This window comes from Mesobacillus selenatarsenatis SF-1 (assembly GCF_000813125.1).
Lineage (GTDB): Bacteria > Bacillota > Bacilli > Bacillales > Cytobacillaceae > Mesobacillus > Mesobacillus selenatarsenatis.
This window is the reverse complement of the sequence record NZ_BASE01000088.1, coordinates 41,697-57,729: the sequence shown is the minus strand read 5'-3', so window position 1 is coordinate 57,729 and position 16,033 is coordinate 41,697. Positions and strand designations below refer to the sequence as shown.

At 41.5% G+C, this 16,033-nt stretch carries 21 protein-coding genes; all 21 read left to right on the top strand.

Annotated features, from left to right (window positions below; all coding sequences use genetic code 11):
• Positions 1-442 precede the first annotated feature (442 nt).
• The 21 genes from flgB (at position 443) to fliQ (ending at position 16,030) form a co-directional block, all read left to right on the top strand.
• Positions 443-838, top strand: a complete 396-nt coding sequence (gene flgB, locus TY49_RS17795) for a flagellar basal body rod protein FlgB (RefSeq protein ID WP_041967253.1) — start codon at positions 443-445, stop codon at positions 836-838.
• A 2-nt stretch (positions 839-840) separates the two neighbouring features.
• The gene (gene flgC / locus TY49_RS17790; RefSeq protein ID WP_041967252.1) at positions 841-1,290 is read left to right on the top strand and encodes a flagellar basal body rod protein FlgC; all 450 of its coding nucleotides are present in this window, start codon (positions 841-843) and stop codon (positions 1,288-1,290) included.
• Positions 1,291-1,335: 45 nt separating this feature from the next.
• Complete coding sequence (fliE, locus tag TY49_RS17785) at positions 1,336-1,614, top strand: flagellar hook-basal body complex protein FliE (protein ID WP_232310482.1); 279 nt, start codon at positions 1,336-1,338, stop codon at positions 1,612-1,614.
• Between the two features lie 77 nt (positions 1,615-1,691).
• Complete coding sequence (gene fliF / locus TY49_RS17780) at positions 1,692-3,287, top strand: flagellar basal-body MS-ring/collar protein FliF (RefSeq protein WP_041967251.1); 1,596 nt, start codon at positions 1,692-1,694, stop codon at positions 3,285-3,287.
• Between the two features lie 11 nt (positions 3,288-3,298).
• Positions 3,299-4,315 carry a flagellar motor switch protein FliG gene (gene fliG / locus TY49_RS17775; protein WP_023614895.1) on the top strand — a complete coding sequence of 339 codons (1,017 nt, stop codon included), beginning with the start codon at positions 3,299-3,301 and terminating at the stop codon, positions 4,313-4,315.
• A complete protein-coding gene (gene fliH / locus TY49_RS17770; RefSeq protein WP_052442228.1) occupies positions 4,299-5,069 on the top strand; it encodes a flagellar assembly protein FliH in 771 nt (256 codons plus the stop codon). The genes fliG and fliH overlap by 17 nt, the downstream gene beginning before the upstream one ends.
• Positions 5,069-6,382 (top strand): flagellar protein export ATPase FliI, encoded by a 1,314-nt coding sequence (gene fliI, locus TY49_RS17765; RefSeq protein WP_041967249.1) that lies wholly within the window; start codon positions 5,069-5,071, stop codon positions 6,380-6,382. The genes fliH and fliI overlap by 1 nt, the downstream gene beginning before the upstream one ends.
• 7 nt (positions 6,383-6,389) lie before the next feature.
• Entirely contained in the window at positions 6,390-6,836 is a 447-nt protein-coding gene (fliJ, locus tag TY49_RS17760; RefSeq protein WP_041967248.1) for a flagellar export protein FliJ, read from the top strand.
• 5 nt (positions 6,837-6,841) lie between these two features.
• On the top strand, positions 6,842-7,429 hold the full coding sequence (locus TY49_RS17755; protein WP_232310481.1) for a MotE family protein: 588 nt from the start codon (positions 6,842-6,844) through the stop codon (positions 7,427-7,429).
• 29 nt (positions 7,430-7,458) lie between these two features.
• Positions 7,459-8,685: a flagellar hook-length control protein FliK gene (locus tag TY49_RS17750; protein ID WP_041967247.1), complete on the top strand. Its 1,227-nt coding sequence runs from the start codon at positions 7,459-7,461 to the stop codon at positions 8,683-8,685.
• A 10-nt stretch (positions 8,686-8,695) separates the two neighbouring features.
• Entirely contained in the window at positions 8,696-9,325 is a 630-nt protein-coding gene (flgD, locus tag TY49_RS17745) for a flagellar hook assembly protein FlgD (RefSeq protein WP_041967246.1), read from the top strand.
• A gap of 17 nt (positions 9,326-9,342) precedes the next feature.
• Positions 9,343-9,732: a TIGR02530 family flagellar biosynthesis protein gene (locus TY49_RS17740; RefSeq protein WP_041967245.1), complete on the top strand. Its 390-nt coding sequence runs from the start codon at positions 9,343-9,345 to the stop codon at positions 9,730-9,732.
• A gap of 80 nt (positions 9,733-9,812) precedes the next feature.
• On the top strand, positions 9,813-11,036 hold the full coding sequence (locus TY49_RS17735; protein ID WP_041967244.1) for a flagellar hook protein FlgE: 1,224 nt from the start codon (positions 9,813-9,815) through the stop codon (positions 11,034-11,036).
• A 54-nt stretch (positions 11,037-11,090) separates the two neighbouring features.
• On the top strand, positions 11,091-11,312 hold the full coding sequence (locus tag TY49_RS17730; RefSeq protein WP_041967243.1) for a flagellar FlbD family protein: 222 nt from the start codon (positions 11,091-11,093) through the stop codon (positions 11,310-11,312).
• Positions 11,302-11,730 (top strand): flagellar basal body-associated protein FliL, encoded by a 429-nt coding sequence (gene fliL, locus TY49_RS17725; RefSeq protein ID WP_041967242.1) that lies wholly within the window; start codon positions 11,302-11,304, stop codon positions 11,728-11,730. The genes TY49_RS17730 and fliL overlap by 11 nt, the downstream gene beginning before the upstream one ends.
• Before the next feature lie 42 nt (positions 11,731-11,772).
• Positions 11,773-12,774: a flagellar motor switch protein FliM gene (gene fliM / locus TY49_RS17720; RefSeq protein ID WP_041967241.1), complete on the top strand. Its 1,002-nt coding sequence runs from the start codon at positions 11,773-11,775 to the stop codon at positions 12,772-12,774.
• Positions 12,761-14,023 carry a flagellar motor switch phosphatase FliY gene (gene fliY / locus TY49_RS17715; protein ID WP_041967257.1) on the top strand — a complete coding sequence of 421 codons (1,263 nt, stop codon included), beginning with the start codon at positions 12,761-12,763 and terminating at the stop codon, positions 14,021-14,023. Before fliM ends, fliY begins: the two co-directional genes overlap by 14 nt.
• 18 nt (positions 14,024-14,041) lie before the next feature.
• Entirely contained in the window at positions 14,042-14,404 is a 363-nt protein-coding gene (locus tag TY49_RS17710; RefSeq protein WP_041967240.1) for a response regulator, read from the top strand.
• Positions 14,405-14,425: 21 nt separating this feature from the next.
• Complete coding sequence (locus TY49_RS17705) at positions 14,426-15,088, top strand: flagellar biosynthetic protein FliO (protein WP_052442226.1); 663 nt, start codon at positions 14,426-14,428, stop codon at positions 15,086-15,088.
• The gene (gene fliP / locus TY49_RS17700; RefSeq protein ID WP_041967239.1) at positions 15,081-15,746 is read left to right on the top strand and encodes a flagellar type III secretion system pore protein FliP; all 666 of its coding nucleotides are present in this window, start codon (positions 15,081-15,083) and stop codon (positions 15,744-15,746) included. Before TY49_RS17705 ends, fliP begins: the two co-directional genes overlap by 8 nt.
• Before the next feature lie 14 nt (positions 15,747-15,760).
• Entirely contained in the window at positions 15,761-16,030 is a 270-nt protein-coding gene (gene fliQ / locus TY49_RS17695) for a flagellar biosynthesis protein FliQ (protein ID WP_023614879.1), read from the top strand.
• The last annotated feature ends 3 nt before the right edge of the window (positions 16,031-16,033 follow it).

Below are 16,033 nucleotides of genomic sequence, written 5' to 3'. Positions count from 1 at the left end.
CCCCAATCGATGTTAGCTAGCAAAGTACCAGTTTACAACCAGCTAATATTACAAAATTATTGCGATTTTTTTACACTCCTCAAATTATGAAATCACAAACAATGAATTTTTAAAAGAAAATAATGGAAAAGTTTAATTTAATGTAGGTAATTTAACCTTTCATCCACTAAAAAATTCCGCAGATTATAATTCGTTATTCCTATCTTTTTTTAAAAACTTTACAAAAAAATAGGGGACAATTATTAAAAATATAAAAATAAGTAAACTTATAGGTCTTTTATCCTATTTTGAAAAATGAGCATTATGCATGATAAAAATTAACCGAAAGTACATAGACAGATTATTTCAGATTCTTTACAATTAGGAATATAATGACGAAATTCAGCAAGGAATTACAAAATTCAGCAAAATAATCTAGTGTGGCAATTGCGAGGTGCAAAAATTGAAGTTGTTTTCAAACACTGTATCAACCCTAGAACATGCGTTGAACTATTCTTCTGCGAAGCAAAAAGTCATTTCGCAGAATATCGCGAATGTTGATACACCGAACTATAAAGCAAAGGACGTGTCCTTCAAGGCTGTATTTCAGGATGTGATGGGCAAATCCTTTCAAGCGAATAGATCAGATGCCCGCCATTATGAATTCAGCAGCAAAGCGAGTCGTTTGCCTGGGGTCGTTACTAATCCGAACGTGAATTATAACGAGAATGGGAATAGTGTTGATTTGGATAAAGAAATGGCCGATCTGGCTACAAACCAAATTTACTATAATGCGCTGACCGAGAGGATTAATGGAAAGTTCAACTCTCTCCAAACAGTCATTAGGGGAGGTAAATAAGCATGAGCATGTTTCATAGCATGAACACGACAGCATCTGCTTTAACTGCCCAGCGCCTCAGAATGGATGTCATTTCTTCCAACATGGCGAATGTAGATTCTACAAGAGGCGTAAATGGAGAGCCGTACCGCAGGAAAATGGTCGTCCTGCAACCTAAGGAAGGAAACTTTTCTTCATTCCTAAATAAAGCAATGGGGAAAACAGACGGATCAGGGGCGGGAAATGGAGTTAAGGTATCGAGAATAATAGAGGACAGGGAAAATCCTCTTAAGATGGTATATGATCCTGAACACCCAGATGCAAATCAAGAGGGGTATGTTGCGTATCCCAATGTCGATCCATTAAGGGAAATGGTGGATTTGATAAGCGCGACACGATCTTATGAAGCAAATGTCACAGTTTTCAACGCTTCCAAGGGCATGATGATGAAAGCCCTTGAAATAGGAAAATAAGGAGAGAAATAAATGAACTCAGCTGGGATTAATTCTGTTAGCCAAATGGTCAGGCCATTTGATACAAAAGTGTCTACTCCCACACCTACACCATTCGAAGCACAAAAGAGTTTTTCGTCCGTACTTAAGCAATCTATTGATAATTTAAATAAAACACAGCTTCAATCAGATGCAATGACGGAAAAACTGGCTCGTGGGGAGAACGTTGACCTCCATCAGGTAATGATAGCGAGCCAAAAGGCGAGCATTACACTGCAGGCTACTATGGAAGTCAGAAACAAAGTGGTTGAAGCATATCAGGAAATAATGAGAATGCAAGTTTAATAATATGAGCTAAAAACTAAGATTATATCGGTTATTAGCTATACAAAAAGAAGAGACTTAATAACCGGGGGATTGAAATGAAAGAAACCGTTCAAAAGTATATACATACAATGAAGGATTTCTGGCAAGGGCGCACCAGAAAACAAAAAATCAGTCTTGGTGCGTCTGTTTTCTTTGTTTTGACAGTAGCCGTCCTTACAGCCTTTTTTACCTCGAGGACATCCCTTGAGCCGCTTTATAGCAATCTTTCTCCAGCCGAGACTGGAAGTATCAAAGAAAGCCTTGATGCAAGGGGCATAAAATCTGAAATTGCAGATGGAGGCAATACCATCCTTGTTCCGAAAGAATCGGTTGATAGCTTGAAAGTTGAGCTGGCAGCTGAAGGAGTTCCTAAATCAGGAAGTATTGATTATTCATTTTTTAGTCAGAATGCCGGTCTCGGTATGACAGATAATGAATTCTTTGTTTTAAAACTGGATGCTATGCAAACAGAGCTTGCTGATTTGATGAAAGGAATCGATGGCGTCAATGATGCGAAGGTAATGATTAACCTGCCTGAAAAAGGGATTTTTGTTAGCGATAATGAGCAGCCTGCATCGGCATCCATCGTGCTAAATACAAGTCCAGGTTATCAATTCAAGGAAGATCAAATAAATGCACTCTATCACTTAGTGGCTAAAAGTGTTCCCAACCTTCCTACAGATAATATCGTCATCATGAATCAATATTTTGAGTACTTTGATCTAAAAAATGAAAATAATTCCAGTGGAGCATCTTTTGCTTCTCAGCATCAGATCAAACAGCAAATTGAGAGAGATGTGCAAAGACAGGTCCAAAATTTGCTTGGCACTCTCATGGGGCATGATAAAGTAGTTGTTTCCGTTACCGCCGATGTAGACTTTACCCAGGAAAACAGAGAAGAAAACATCGTTGAGCCTGTTGATAAAGAAAATATGGAAGGAATCGCAATCAGTGCCCAGCGAATTACTGAAACCTTCACTGGGAATGCAGATCAGGCAGGTGGAATTCCAGAGGGAGGAAACCCTGGTGAAACCACTGGGTCTCAGTACCTCGAAGGCGCCAACGGTAACGGAGATTATGAGAGAGTCGAAGAAACAATTAATAATGAGGTCAGCAGAATTCGCAAGGAAATCACCGAGAGTCCATACAAGGTGAGAGATCTTGGGATTCAGGTGATGGTCGAACCGCCAACTCCAGATGACCGTAATTCATTGCCGCAGGAACGTGTAGAGGATATTACAAAAATTCTTGGTACCATCGTCAGAACGACCATTGATAAGGATTCGTTAGGCGAAGAGCTGACAGATGAAGTGATTGAAGACAAGGTCGTTGTATCAGTGCAGCCGTTTAACGGTAAAGTCACCTTCGATAATAATAATACTGTAGAGAAGCTGCCTTGGTGGGTATACCTTGTTGGCGGATTATTGCTAGCAGGTATTGTAGTCTTATTACTTCTATTTATGAGATCGAGAAAGAAAGAAGTAGAAGAAGAATATGTAATGGAAGAAAAATATGAGCAAATTCGTGTTCCTGATGTGAACAAGGAATTTGAGACAGAAGGCACAATGAAGAAAAAGCAGCTGGAAAAAATGGCGAAAGAAAAGCCAGAGGATTTCGCTAAGCTATTGCGAACTTGGATTTCTGAGGATTAGGAGGAGGACCAATGGTGAGGAAAGACCAAAAGGAATTAACAGGAAAACAGAAGGCAGCAATCCTCCTGATCTCTCTTGGCCCAGATGTTTCTGCTTCGGTTTATAAGCATTTAAGTGAAGAAGAAATCGAGAAGCTTACACTTGAAATATCAGGTGTGAAGAAGGTTGACTCGCTGGCAAAGGAAGAAATTCTGGAAGAGTTCCACAGCATTGCCCTAGCACAGGATTATATCACGCAAGGTGGAATCGGTTACGCGAAGACGGTTTTAGAAAAAGCATTAGGGACCGACCAGGCCGCTGTGATTATCAATAGATTGACTTCATCACTGCAAGTAAGACCATTTGATTTCGCTCGAAAAGCGGATGCTGGGCAAATTCTTAATTTCATTCAAAACGAGCATCCACAAACCATTGCACTTATACTTTCTTATTTAGATTCGGCACAAGCAGGCCAGATTTTATCTGAACTGCCGCAAGACGTCCAGGCTGACATTGCACGCCGTATTGCAGTGATGGACAGCACATCACCAGAAATTATCAATGAGGTCGAGCAAATCTTGGAAAGAAAGCTTTCAGCTACTGTTACTCAGGATTATACGCAAACTGGGGGTATTGAGGCTGTAGTGGATGTATTGAACGGAGTGGACCGTGCAACCGAGCGCACGATTCTCGATGCACTGGAAATCCAGGATCCTGAACTCGCCGAGGAAATCAAAAAGCGGATGTTCGTGTTCGAAGATATTGTTACACTTGATAACCGTGCAATCCAGCGTGTTATCAGAGACTGTGAAAATGAAGATCTCATGCTTGCTCTTAAAGTTTCAAGTGATGAAGTGAAAGAAATTGTCTTTAAAAATATGTCTAAGCGTATGGTCGAAACCTTCCAGGATGAAATGGAATTCATGGGCCCTGTAAGGCTTCGCGATGTTGAAGAAGCACAATCCAGGATTGTAGCAATTATCCGTCGCCTGGAAGAAGCTGGTGAAATCGTCATTGCACGTGGCGGAGGAGATGATATTATTGTCTAGGCTTATCAAATCCCAATACACCAGTAATATGCCTGCAGAAAAGAAGGTCATCTCTATACGGGTGTTAGAATCATCGGAACAACAAGAAGTCCAACAGGTCTTCACTCATACTGAAGATGAAAGAAGGAGGATCCTCGAGGGTGCTGTAGCAGAGGCGGATAACATTGTGTCAAAGGCCATTGAGGAAGCAGAGCAGATCCGGCAGCAAGCCCAACGGGAACAGCAAGAATGGGATCAGCAAAAAGCTTTATTGGCTGAAGAATCCAGGCAGCTGGGCTTTGAACAAGGCTATCAAGAAGGTAGAACCCAGGGGTATGAAGAGTACCGTCAAACAATCATGTTTGCCCAGGAAACAGTAGATGCGTCGAAAAGAGATTACGAGAATCATATTGACTCATCAGAAAAGGTGATTCTTGATCTCGGAGTGAAAATAGCTGGGAAGATCATCGGGGAAAAACTAGCCTCAGATGAAGCGTTTTTTCCCCTGGTAAAGAGGGCGTTAAAAAACTCGAGGGATTATAAGGATATTCAGCTGCATGTACATCCGAAATACTATCAAGATCTGCTTAATCAAAAGGATGAACTGATTGCCATCTTTCCAAAGGATATTGATTTCTATATTTACCCGGATGACGACCTTGAGGAGACATCGTGCATCATCGAATCTGAAAATGGCAGGGTCGACGCAAGTGTAGACAGCCAATTGGAAGAAATCAAAAATAAGCTGTTTGAAATGCTGGAGAGTGAACAATAGTGAAGGCCAAAGATTTATTGGAACATGTCGACTTTCTGGATAGTTTTAAACGATATGGGCGTGTAAAAAGGGTTGTTGGCTTGATGATTGAGTCACAAGGACCTGAAAGTTCAATAGGCGATGTCTGCTTTATTCATGTGGGTACAAAGAAAAAGCGGAAAATCCAGGCGGAGGTTGTCGGTTTTAAAGATGAAAACGTCATTTTGATGCCGTATACATCTCTTCATGATATATCACCAGGAAGTCTCGTTGAAACGACAATGAAACCACTTGAAATTAAAGCAGGCCCTGGATTGATTGGTAAAGTCGTTGATTCGCTAGGTGTTCCATTGGATCAATCCAGCCTGCCAAAAGGATTGGCGTCAGTTCCTACAGAACAAGACCCTCCCAACCCTTTGAGCAGACCGCCAATCTCGGAACCGATAGAAGTCGGAGTCAGGATGATTGACAGCCTGCTGACAGTTGGCAGCGGCCAGCGTGTTGGGATATTTGCCGGTAGTGGTGTAGGGAAAAGTACTTTGCTGGGAATGATCGCGAGAAATACTACAGCAGATCTGAATGTTATTGGGTTGATTGGTGAACGGGGTCGAGAAGTCAGAGAGTTTATCGAACGTGATTTAGGGCCTGAAGGACTAAAGCGTTCGATAGTAGTTGTTGCCACTTCAGACCAGCCTGCATTAATGCGAATCAAAGGAGCCTATACAGCAACAGCCATCGCAGAGTATTTCCGTGATAAAGGATTGAATGTCATGCTGATGATGGATTCAGTTACTCGAGTGGCTATGGCGCAGCGTGAAGTAGGGCTCGCAGTTGGAGAACCTCCTACCACAAAAGGCTATACTCCTTCAGTGTTCGCCATCCTTTCAAGGCTTCTTGAAAGGACAGGGACGAATGAATTTGGATCAATAACAGGCTTTTATACCGTCCTTGTAGATGGTGACGACATGAATGAACCTATTGCTGACACAGTAAGGGGAATCCTGGATGGCCACTTTGTATTAGACAGGGACTTAGCCAATAAAGGCCAGTACCCTGCAGTGAACGTGTTAAAAAGCATAAGCCGGATCATGAACAATATTGTCGCCGATGAACATGTCAAAGCGGCTGAAAGATTGAGGGAATTACTAAGTACCTATATCAATGCTGAGGATTTGATTAATATCGGGGCATATAAAAAAGGTGCTTCTCCGGAGATCGATGAAGCGATTCTGAGATACCCTCAAATCCTTAATTTCTTGAAGCAAGGCACCAATGAAAAAGTTTCAATAAATGAGAGTGTCCAGGCTTTATTGCAGTTAGTAAGGAAAGGTTGATGGATCAATGCGGTATCAATTCAAGTTTGATAAGATCCTTTCACTCAAGTCGAGAGAAGTGGACGAAGCACAAGTCGTATACCAGGATTCAGTAAAAAAGTTCGAAGAGGCGGCTGACAGACTCTACCATCTTCTGAAGAAAAAAGAAGATCTTGAGGGCTTTCAATCAGACCGGCTGCTAGATGGTTTGCCGGTCCAGGAAATACGACACCATCAACAGTTTATCGGCAATCTTGAAAAATCGATTGCCCACTATCAGAAAGTCGTGATGAATGCGAGAAACATCATGAATTATCAACAGGTGCAATTGATGGAGAAAAATCAGGAAGTAAAAAAGTATGAAAAAATCAAAGAGAAAGACCATCTACAATTTCTGGCAGATGAAAAGTATGCAGAAAGCAGGATGATGGACGAAGTCTCGATTCAGCAATATATGAACCGGGAAATTAGGTGATCAGCGTGGAGGAAAAAGAAAATCAGGACGGTAACAAGTTTCAATGGTTTTTATATGTGATAGCAATTCCAACCTTGTTTGCAGTTGTTATTGCTTTGGTTGCACTTTCGATTCTAGGAATCAATATTTTCGATACAGCGAAGGACATCGGTGGTAAAGTACCCTTCATATCTCAGTTTGTAAAGGAAGAAAAGCCGCTATCGATTGAAGAATTCGAAAAAGATATCATCAGCCTTGAAGCAGAAATTAAAGACCGCGAAGCAAAAATGGATCAGCTTCAGTCTAAAATCGACAGCAAAGATACACAGCTAAAAAGAATGGAACTTGAAAAAGCACAGCTCCAAGCACAAATAGAGGAATTAACCGCGATCCAGGAGGAAAACAAGCGAGCCTTCCGGGAAATCGTCAAAACCTATGAAACGATGTCAGCAAAGAGTGCCGCTCCGATTATTTCTAAAATGGGTACGGAGGAAGCAGTGAAGATTCTGACAAACATTAAACCAGAGTCACTTGCTGCCATAATGGAAAAGCTCCCTGCCGAAGAAGCGGCAAAGTATACAGAATTATTGACAAACGAAACGAACGGAAATTAGTCTGACGAAATCTGAGAGGAGGTGAAAAAATGGAAATAGGAGGTCTTGGATTTTTTAATACCATTGTTACGGGAAATCAGAAAGTCTCCGAAAAGGCAGTAAATGGTGGAAGCTTTGCCGGATTAATGTCAACAGTCTTATCCGGAAAAGCAGATTCAATACCATCAACCGAATCTGCGCAGGGTGAAAAAAACCTTGAAAGCTTGGGTGCCTTGGCGGAAATGATCAACATAAAAGACCTTTTAGACTTGGAAGATGGAATGAAGTTGCTGGATGGGTTGAATTCAGACTCTGAAAATCTATTGACTAAGGCGCTGGCCCATTTTGGAATCAACAAAGAAGATTTGAAACTTTTTATCCAAAAATGGACCGGTAACAGTGAAGGTGATATCGAGAGTGCCTCTGAAGATGAGCTATTGTCATCCTTAGCGGCAATAATAACGGGAATCGCCAATCAAAATGGAAATCAATTACTGGTGAAGTTAGAACAAAATGATTTGCAGACATTAAAGGCATTAAAGCTTCTGGAGTTAATGACGAGATATGCTGATGGGAACGCATATAAAAGCTCTGATTCTGTTAAGGAATCACTGAAAAATCTTGGTGAAGAATTAAAGAACCTCTTAGATACGGGTAAACCAAATTCTCATACAGATTATTTACAAAAAAGATTTACCCAGTTAGCGAGTGATCTAAACCTTGCAAACTCAAAAAAAATTACTTCTACAGAGAGTAGCTCAGGATTAAAGACGGACGGTCCAGCAGGAACTGTTGCTTATCTCCCACAGATGACAAAGGCTGAACAATTGATGTTAACGATGAATAGCCCTGAAAGACCGGTTTCATCTGAACAATTAATGAAGCAATTTGAATCGATTCTTTCAAAATCGCATTTCATGAACAGTGGGGGAACACAAAAACTATTCATTAAACTATTCCCTGAGCACCTTGGCAGTATCCGTATAGAGCTCTTCCAAAAGGATCAAACGATGATGGCCAGAATCATAACTACATCTGGCACGGCAAAAGAAACGCTGGAATCCCAGATTAATGGTCTCAAGCAGGCCTTTGCGGCACAAAACCTTTCAGTAGAAAGAATTGAAGTGACTCAGCAGCAGGCCCAGCAAGAACGATTCATGAATAGAGATTCTCAGCAACAGGAGAGGCAGCCTGACAGAGGGAAGCAGGAAAAGAAAGAAGAAAAAGGCGATTTTAACCTTTCCTTCGAAGAAGCACTGCTAAATACTGAAGTATAGGAGACAGATCATGGTGAATAGTATTAATTCTTCTTATCTGCTGTCGAATCTTCAAAAGGACAGGAAAGCTGGTTCAGATATTCTTGGGAAAGATGATTTCTTAAAAATTCTGATGACACAGCTTCAGAATCAGGATCCTATGAATCCGATGCAGGATAAAGATTTCATAGCTCAAATGGCAACATTTTCGACACTTGAGCAAATCACGAATATGGGGAAATCAATCGATCGATTTGTACAGGCTGAACAGCAAAATAAAATGATTTCCTATAGCCAGTTTGTGGGCAAAGATGTCACATGGCATAAGATTGAAACAGCAAATGGCGCGGAAACCGTTCAACAGGGAAATGGGAAGGTAGCATCTGTACAATTCAAAGAAGACACCGTTTCATTTGTGCTTGAAGATGGCACGACCCTTGAACCGGCGAACATTTCTCAAATCAATGAGTTATCCAGTGAAAATCATATGTTGCAGGCGAGTATGCTGATTGGGAAAACAATTACTTATCTTGATGAAAATAAACAAGAAAAATCAGCTAATGTCCTGTCTGTTTCATTTAAGAATGGCAAAACATCCTATTTGCTAGATGATGAGAATAAAACAAGCATCATTTCTTCACAGATCACCAAAATTCAATAACGTAAGGAAGTGATGTAATGGATAAAACAAGCTTTCATCCAATTCATTCACTGCCTGTTAACAGGACACACCATAAACCTGTAAAAGCCGACAAATTAACACAAACACCTTTTTCCTTACAATTGCAAAGTGCAATTCAATCAAAGAATCAACTGACCATAAGCAAGCATGCAACTGAACGGCTGGAGCAGCGGGGAATCAATATATCGCAGGAGCGCTGGAACAGGATTGAGGAAAAAGTTAGTCAGGCTAAGGCCAAGGGCGTGAGTGATTCGCTTGTCCTGCTGAAAGACGCGGCGTTGATTGTCAGTGCGAAAAACAACACAGTCATTACCGCAATGGGAAGGCAGGAGGCAGAGGAACAAATATTTACCAATATAAATGGAACAATTGTCATGGAAAATTAAAATGAAAAGGCTGGACCTTTACGGAGGCCTGGGCTGTGGACCGATTGAAGCAGCCCCCAAATCGAAAGGAGTTTTAAATAATGCTTCGTTCAATGTACTCAGGAATCAGTGGGATGAAAAACTTCCAAACAAAACTTGATGTGATTGGAAACAATATTGCCAATGTAAATACATACGGCTTCAAAAAGGGCCGTGTTACTTTTAAGGACACTATGAATCAAACAATTTCGGGCGCAAGTGCTGCTACAGAGAACAAGGGCGGAAAGAACCCAATGCAGGTTGGACTGGGCTCCACGATTGCGACCATCGATATGATCGACACTCAATCAAGCTTGCAAACAACAGGACGCGCCCTTGACCTTGCGATTTCAGGCGATGGGTATTTTGTTGTAAAACAAGGTCAATCACAGATGTATACCCGTGCAGGAAACTTCTACTTGGATGATAATGGGACACTTGTTACAGGTGAAGGTTTGAAAGTGCAATCTTATAATCAAATCGGTCAGTTAGAAGATATAACTGTTAACGTTAATGCGCTTTTGCCAGCTAAACAGACGACTGAATTAGTAATGAAGGGTAACCTTCCAAAGGACGCGAAGGGCAATTCAGAATTACTTCAGCAAATCAAGGTAGTGGATGATGAAGGGATCGAGCATGTGATTGATTTGAAAATCTCGCCGGTTGATGCTTCTTCAGGATCTTGGAAGTTCGCCTTTACTGATAAATCAATCACAGTTGATCCTAACAATCCAAACGCAAATGTTGTTGAGCGTACAATTACAATACCTGATTTTGATCCTACAAATCCGCCAGCAGACTTATCTCTAACTCTAAAGGTTAATGATGGTAGTAATGGTGCCAGGGACCTAACTGTGCTAATGCCAATCAAAGACTTAACCAAGGAAGGCGGCAGCATGGACGCGAACGCTTATCCTGACGGCAATACCCAGGGATCACTTGAGAGCTTCAACATCGGCTCAACTGGTGAGATAAATGGTGTATTCTCGAATGGATTAGTATTGACGCTTGGACAGCTTGCACTTGCTAAATTCAGTAATCCATCAGGGCTTTCCAAGATAGGTAACAACACATTCCAGGAGTCAGTCAACTCTGGTACAGCTAATATCAATGTTCCTGGTGAAGGCAGGGGTTCCATCGCGGCAGGAGCACTTGAAATGTCCAATGTAGACCTTTCGGAAGAGTTTACTGAAATGATTACGGCTCAGCGTGGTTTCCAGGCGAATACCAGAATTATTACAACATCTGATGAAATCCTCCAGGAGCTCGTAAACTTAAAACGATAGACTAGGAGAGGAGCAGGGCTGAAAGGGTAATCCTTTTAGCCCCTGTGAATTATTGTGATCAAAGTAACTAAATTAAACGGTAAGTCATTTAGAATTAATTCATTATTTATTGAAGTGGTTGAAGCTTTTCCAGACACAACGATTACATTAACCAATGGGCGAAAGTATGTTGTAAGGGAAAGTGAAGATGAAGTGAGCAAATTAATTCAGGAATTTTATCAGAGTGTCGGCCTTCTTGGAGGGCGAGTGTTGGAGGAACAGAATCATGAAGAATAATAAGCTAGTAATGATTATGTCGGTCATGCTGGTAGCCATATTGCTCGTAGGGACTATTGCAGTTGTAGCGGTTATGAAGCTTAGTGCTGAGGATGGCGAAAAAAAACCAAGCATCGATGAGGTGCTGGAAGCTTCGGTGGACATCCCTGAGGTAACAACGAATTTGGCATCGAATGATTTTATTAAAATTTCTTTTAAAATTGAAACAGACGGCAAAAAAGCAAAAGAAGAGTTGCAAAAGAGAGATTTTCAGGTGAAAAACCTGATTATTTATGAACTATCCGAGAAAAAAGCGGAAGAGCTGCAAGGCAAGGAAGGCAAGATGAACCTTGAAGAAACCCTTAAAGCGAAGTTGAATGACCTGATGCAGGATGGGAAAATCAATAAGGTCTATATAACGGGTTCTCTCCTCCAATAACAGAATGAATTAAATTACCGTAACCACATGGAGGTGAAGAGAATGTCGGGAGAGGTACTATCGCAAAGCGAAATAGATGCTTTGTTATCCGCTTTATCAACAGGAGAAATGGATGCGGATGAATTAAAGAAAGAACAAGTAGAAAAAAGGGTTAAAGTATATGATTTTAGAAGAGCTTTGCGTTTCTCGAAAGACCAGATCCGCAGCCTTACCCGTATTCATGAAAACTTTGCCCGGCTATTGACGACCTTTTTCTCAGCTCAGTTAAGGACCTATGTCAATATTAGTGTCGCGTCAGCTGATCAGATTCCTTATGAGGAATTCATCCGGTCCATTCCCAAGATGACAATCTTGAATGTATTCGATGTAGAACCTCTGGAAGGCAGAATCCTGATGGAGGTTAATCCGAATATTGCATACGCAATGATGGACAGGCTGCTTGGAGGAAAAGGGACAAGCCATAATAAAGTCGATAGCTTGACTGAAATCGAAACCAGGATCATGTCAAATATGTTCGAGAAAGCTTTTGAAAATTTCCGGGAGGCATGGAGCTCGATTTCTGATATCGATCCGCAGCTTTCAGAATTCGAAATCAATCCGCAGTTCTTGCAGATGGTTTCGCCAAATGAAACCGTCGTGGTCATTTCACTGAATACCACGATCGGAGAAGCAAGCGGAATGATCAATATCTGTATTCCTCACGTGGTCCTTGAACCGATCATTCCTAAGTTGTCAGTGAAATATTGGATGCAGTCCGATAAGAAACAAAGCTTGCCAATCGAAAATTCAGTATTGCAAAGTGAAATCCAGAAAGCTGATGTTTCAATTACAGCTGAAATTGGTTCATCTGAAATATCGATCCAGGACTTCTTAATGCTTGAGATCGGCGACGTGATTGAATTGAATCAGCAGATTGATAAACCATTACTGATAAAAGTCGGAGATATCCCTAAATTTGTAGGACAGCCAGGGAAAATCAACAAAAAGTTAGCCATTCAAGTGTTTGATACATTTAAGGGGGGAGACGATGATGGTGAGCGATGACATGTTATCTCAAGATGAAATTGATGCGCTTCTAAGAGGAACCTCTGATGAAGCAGAAGAAACAGAAAGTACCATTAATGTAGATGACTATTTTTCTTTTATGGAAAGAGATGCGTTAGGAGAAATAGGCAATATATCATTCGGTAGTTCAGCTACCGCACTATCAACTTTATTGAACCAGAAGGTGGAAATTAATACCCCTACGGTTACAGCTGTGCATAGGTCAAAACTTGAAGAAGCTTTTCCAGATCCTTATGTAGCAGTGCAGGTATATTATACCGAAGGATTTACCGGCAGCAATATGCTTGTTATCCAGCAAAATGACGCTGCGATTATCGCCGATTTAATGCTAGGTGGCGATGGATTGAACCCAAGGGATTTACTTGATGAGATTCAGCTGAGTGCCGTACAAGAGGCTATGAACCAGATGATGGGATCTGCGGCAACCTCGATGTCGACAGTATTCAGTAAAAGAGTCGATATTTCACCTCCGAATATCAATCTGTTGAATGTCGTTGAAGGTGAAGGTACTGATTCAATTCCTGAAGACGATATTTTGGTGAAGGTATCATTCTCGTTAAAGATTGGCAATTTGATAGATTCAAATATTATGCAGCTTTTGCCCGTCAGTTTCGCTAAAAGTCTGGTTGATGAATTATTGAATCCCGGTGGAGCACATACACCTGAAACTGCACCTGAAACTCAAGCGCCACCTAGCAATCAGGTTGAACTTAATCATTCAATTACATCACAAGAACAGCCCAACTACGCCCAAACTCAGCCGATGCAGCAGCCAGAATATCAGGTGCAGCAGGAGCCGGCTTTTTATCAGCCACAAACCAATCAGGGCGTTCAACAAGGATACGGCTATTCACAGCCAATGCAATCAGGACCACAGCATATTGGACATGTGATGCCGGGTGCGCAGCCAACTGTTCAACCTGCAGTATTCTCTAGTTTTGAGACAGTACAGACACAGCAGGCGGAGACAAAGAACCTGGATATGCTGCTTGATATCCCGCTGCAGGTCACAGTTGAACTTGGCAGAACGAAACGTTCGGTCAGGGACATCCTCGAGCTGGGGTCGGGTTCAATTATCGAACTAGACAAACTAGCTGGAGAACCAGTCGATATTCTTGTTAACAATCGCCTGATTGCACAGGGTGAAGTAGTTGTGATTGATGAGAATTTTGGAGTTCGTGTTACGGATATAATCAGCCAGAGCGATCGCATTAAAAAATTGAAATAACCTACAGGAGGAATTCCAATGGCAAACAAGATTTTAGTCGTAGACGATGCGGCTTTCATGAGAATGATGATTAAGGACATTTTGACAAAGAACGGCTTTGAAGTTGTCGCAGAAGCAGCAGACGGTGCACAGGCACTTGAAAAATATAAAGAATTCCAGCCTGACCTTGTCACAATGGATATCACAATGCCGGAAATGGACGGCATCACTTCTTTAAAGGAAATCAAGAAGATCAATCCGAACGCAAAGGTCATCATGTGTTCAGCAATGGGCCAGCAAGCGATGGTCATTGATGCAATCCAGGCAGGAGCCAAAGATTTCATTGTAAAACCATTCCAGGCAGACCGCGTTATTGAAGCGATTTCTAAAACACTGAGTTAGTGAACTTTTATCATTTAGAGGGTGCGGCAATTGTTAAGATTAATCCGAACTGCCTCGACAATTCTTTTCTTATTAGCTGCTCTGTTCAGTCCCATTGATTTGGCGGGCGCAGAGCAGCTAAATAACAGCGTGAAGGATTGTTTGAAAGATCAGTCGTGTGATGATGGACAGGCAGATAAGACAACAAAGCAATCAGACGATAAGAAATCCCAAGTAGGGGTCGGTTTCCTCGATTTTCTCAGGATGATCCTTGCTACCGCCTTTGTGGCAGCATTAATTTACTTTCTCCTCAAATTCATCAATAAGAAGAGCATCATGTATAAAAGCTCCCAGCTTGTTGAGAATCTAGGAGGCACAAGCCTTGGCGCTAACAGGTCAGTCCAGATCGTTAAAGCGGGCAATAAGCTGCTCATCGTTGGTGTGGGAGAAAATATACAGCTTTTAAAAGAAATAGACGACCCGGAAGAGTACAGCCAAGTCATTCAGGAATATAACAATAAAATGGAGCAGCTTGTACAGCCAAGCGATATTGTGACAAAGTTGCTTAAAAGAGCGAAGAAAGATGGCGGCAATCAGCGTTCAGAATTTTCCGCGTTACTGAAGAATCAACTGAGTGATATGGCGAGCGGAAGAAAGAAAATGCTTGAGGAGATACAAAAGAAAGGGTCAGAAAAAGATGAATGAGTTTATGGAGTTTTTCAACAGCAGTACTCCTGAGAGTGTATCGACATCCGTAAAGCTGATGCTCCTGCTGACTGTACTTTCTATTGCGCCAGGCATCTTGATTTTAATGACAAGTTTTACAAGGATCATCATCGTTCTTTCCTTTGTCAGAACGGCGCTTGCAACACAGCAAATGCCGCCCAACCAAGTGTTGGTCGGACTTGCGATGTTCCTGTCATTCTTCATCATGGCCCCTACTTTCCATGAAGTGAATGAACAAGCTCTGACGCCTTTATTTAATGAAGAAATCAATTTGGAGCAAGCGTATGAGAGGGCATCTATCCCTTTCAAGGAATTCATGAGCGCTCATACGAGGCAGAAGGATTTAGCGTTATTTCTTGAGTATTCAAAGGCTGAGACGCCTGAATCCGTTCAGGATATCCCTCTGACAGCCCTTGTCCCGGCATTTGCCATCAGTGAAATCAAAACAGCATTCCAAATTGGATTCATGATATTTATTCCTTTTCTGGTGATCGATATGGTTGTGGCAAGTGTCCTGATGTCGATGGGGATGATGATGCTTCCGCCAGTCATGATTTCACTCCCATTTAAAATTTTGCTTTTTGTCATGGTAGATGGATGGTATTTAGTCGTGAAATCATTATTACAAAGTTTTTAAGCAGGTGAATGAAAATGACATCAGAAGCGGTTATTTCGATAGCTGAACGAGGAATTTATACAGTTTTAATGATTTCAGGGCCTTTACTGATACTTGCACTGGTAGTTGGTTTGATCGTCAGTATTTTTCAGGCAACTACGCAAATCCAGGAACAGACACTGGCTTTTGTCCCAAAGATTGTGGCCGTCCTGGTCGGAGTCGTTTTCTTTGGTCCGTGGATGTTAAGTTATATGCTGAGCTATGCGAGTGAAATATTTTCAAATCTTACAAGGTTTGTAGGCTGATGA

Excerpts from the sequence above, each read along its gene's own strand:
- TY49_RS17750 (WP_041967247.1), top strand. The coding sequence starts at position 7,459 with ATGGAAATAGGAGGTCTTGGATTTTTTAATACCATTGTTACGGGAAAT.
- fliJ (WP_041967248.1), top strand. The coding sequence starts at position 6,390 with ATGCGGTATCAATTCAAGTTTGATAAGATCCTTTCACTCAAGTCGAGA.
- fliM (WP_041967241.1), top strand. The coding sequence starts at position 11,773 with ATGTCGGGAGAGGTACTATCGCAAAGCGAAATAGATGCTTTGTTATCC.
- fliG (WP_023614895.1), top strand. The coding sequence starts at position 3,299 with ATGGTGAGGAAAGACCAAAAGGAATTAACAGGAAAACAGAAGGCAGCA.
- fliE (WP_232310482.1), top strand. The coding sequence starts at position 1,336 with ATGGTCAGGCCATTTGATACAAAAGTGTCTACTCCCACACCTACACCA.
- TY49_RS17710 (WP_041967240.1), top strand. The coding sequence starts at position 14,042 with ATGGCAAACAAGATTTTAGTCGTAGACGATGCGGCTTTCATGAGAATG.
- flgD (WP_041967246.1), top strand. The coding sequence starts at position 8,696 with ATGGTGAATAGTATTAATTCTTCTTATCTGCTGTCGAATCTTCAAAAG.
- flgC (WP_041967252.1), top strand. The coding sequence starts at position 841 with ATGAGCATGTTTCATAGCATGAACACGACAGCATCTGCTTTAACTGCC.
- TY49_RS17735 (WP_041967244.1), top strand. The coding sequence starts at position 9,813 with ATGCTTCGTTCAATGTACTCAGGAATCAGTGGGATGAAAAACTTCCAA.
- fliY (WP_041967257.1), top strand. The coding sequence starts at position 12,761 with ATGGTGAGCGATGACATGTTATCTCAAGATGAAATTGATGCGCTTCTA.
- fliQ (WP_023614879.1), top strand. The coding sequence starts at position 15,761 with ATGACATCAGAAGCGGTTATTTCGATAGCTGAACGAGGAATTTATACA.
- TY49_RS17740 (WP_041967245.1), top strand. The coding sequence starts at position 9,343 with ATGGATAAAACAAGCTTTCATCCAATTCATTCACTGCCTGTTAACAGG.
- fliP (WP_041967239.1), top strand. The coding sequence starts at position 15,081 with ATGAATGAGTTTATGGAGTTTTTCAACAGCAGTACTCCTGAGAGTGTA.
- fliH (WP_052442228.1), top strand. The coding sequence starts at position 4,299 with ATGATATTATTGTCTAGGCTTATCAAATCCCAATACACCAGTAATATG.
- fliF (WP_041967251.1), top strand. The coding sequence starts at position 1,692 with ATGAAAGAAACCGTTCAAAAGTATATACATACAATGAAGGATTTCTGG.
- fliL (WP_041967242.1), top strand. The coding sequence starts at position 11,302 with ATGAAGAATAATAAGCTAGTAATGATTATGTCGGTCATGCTGGTAGCC.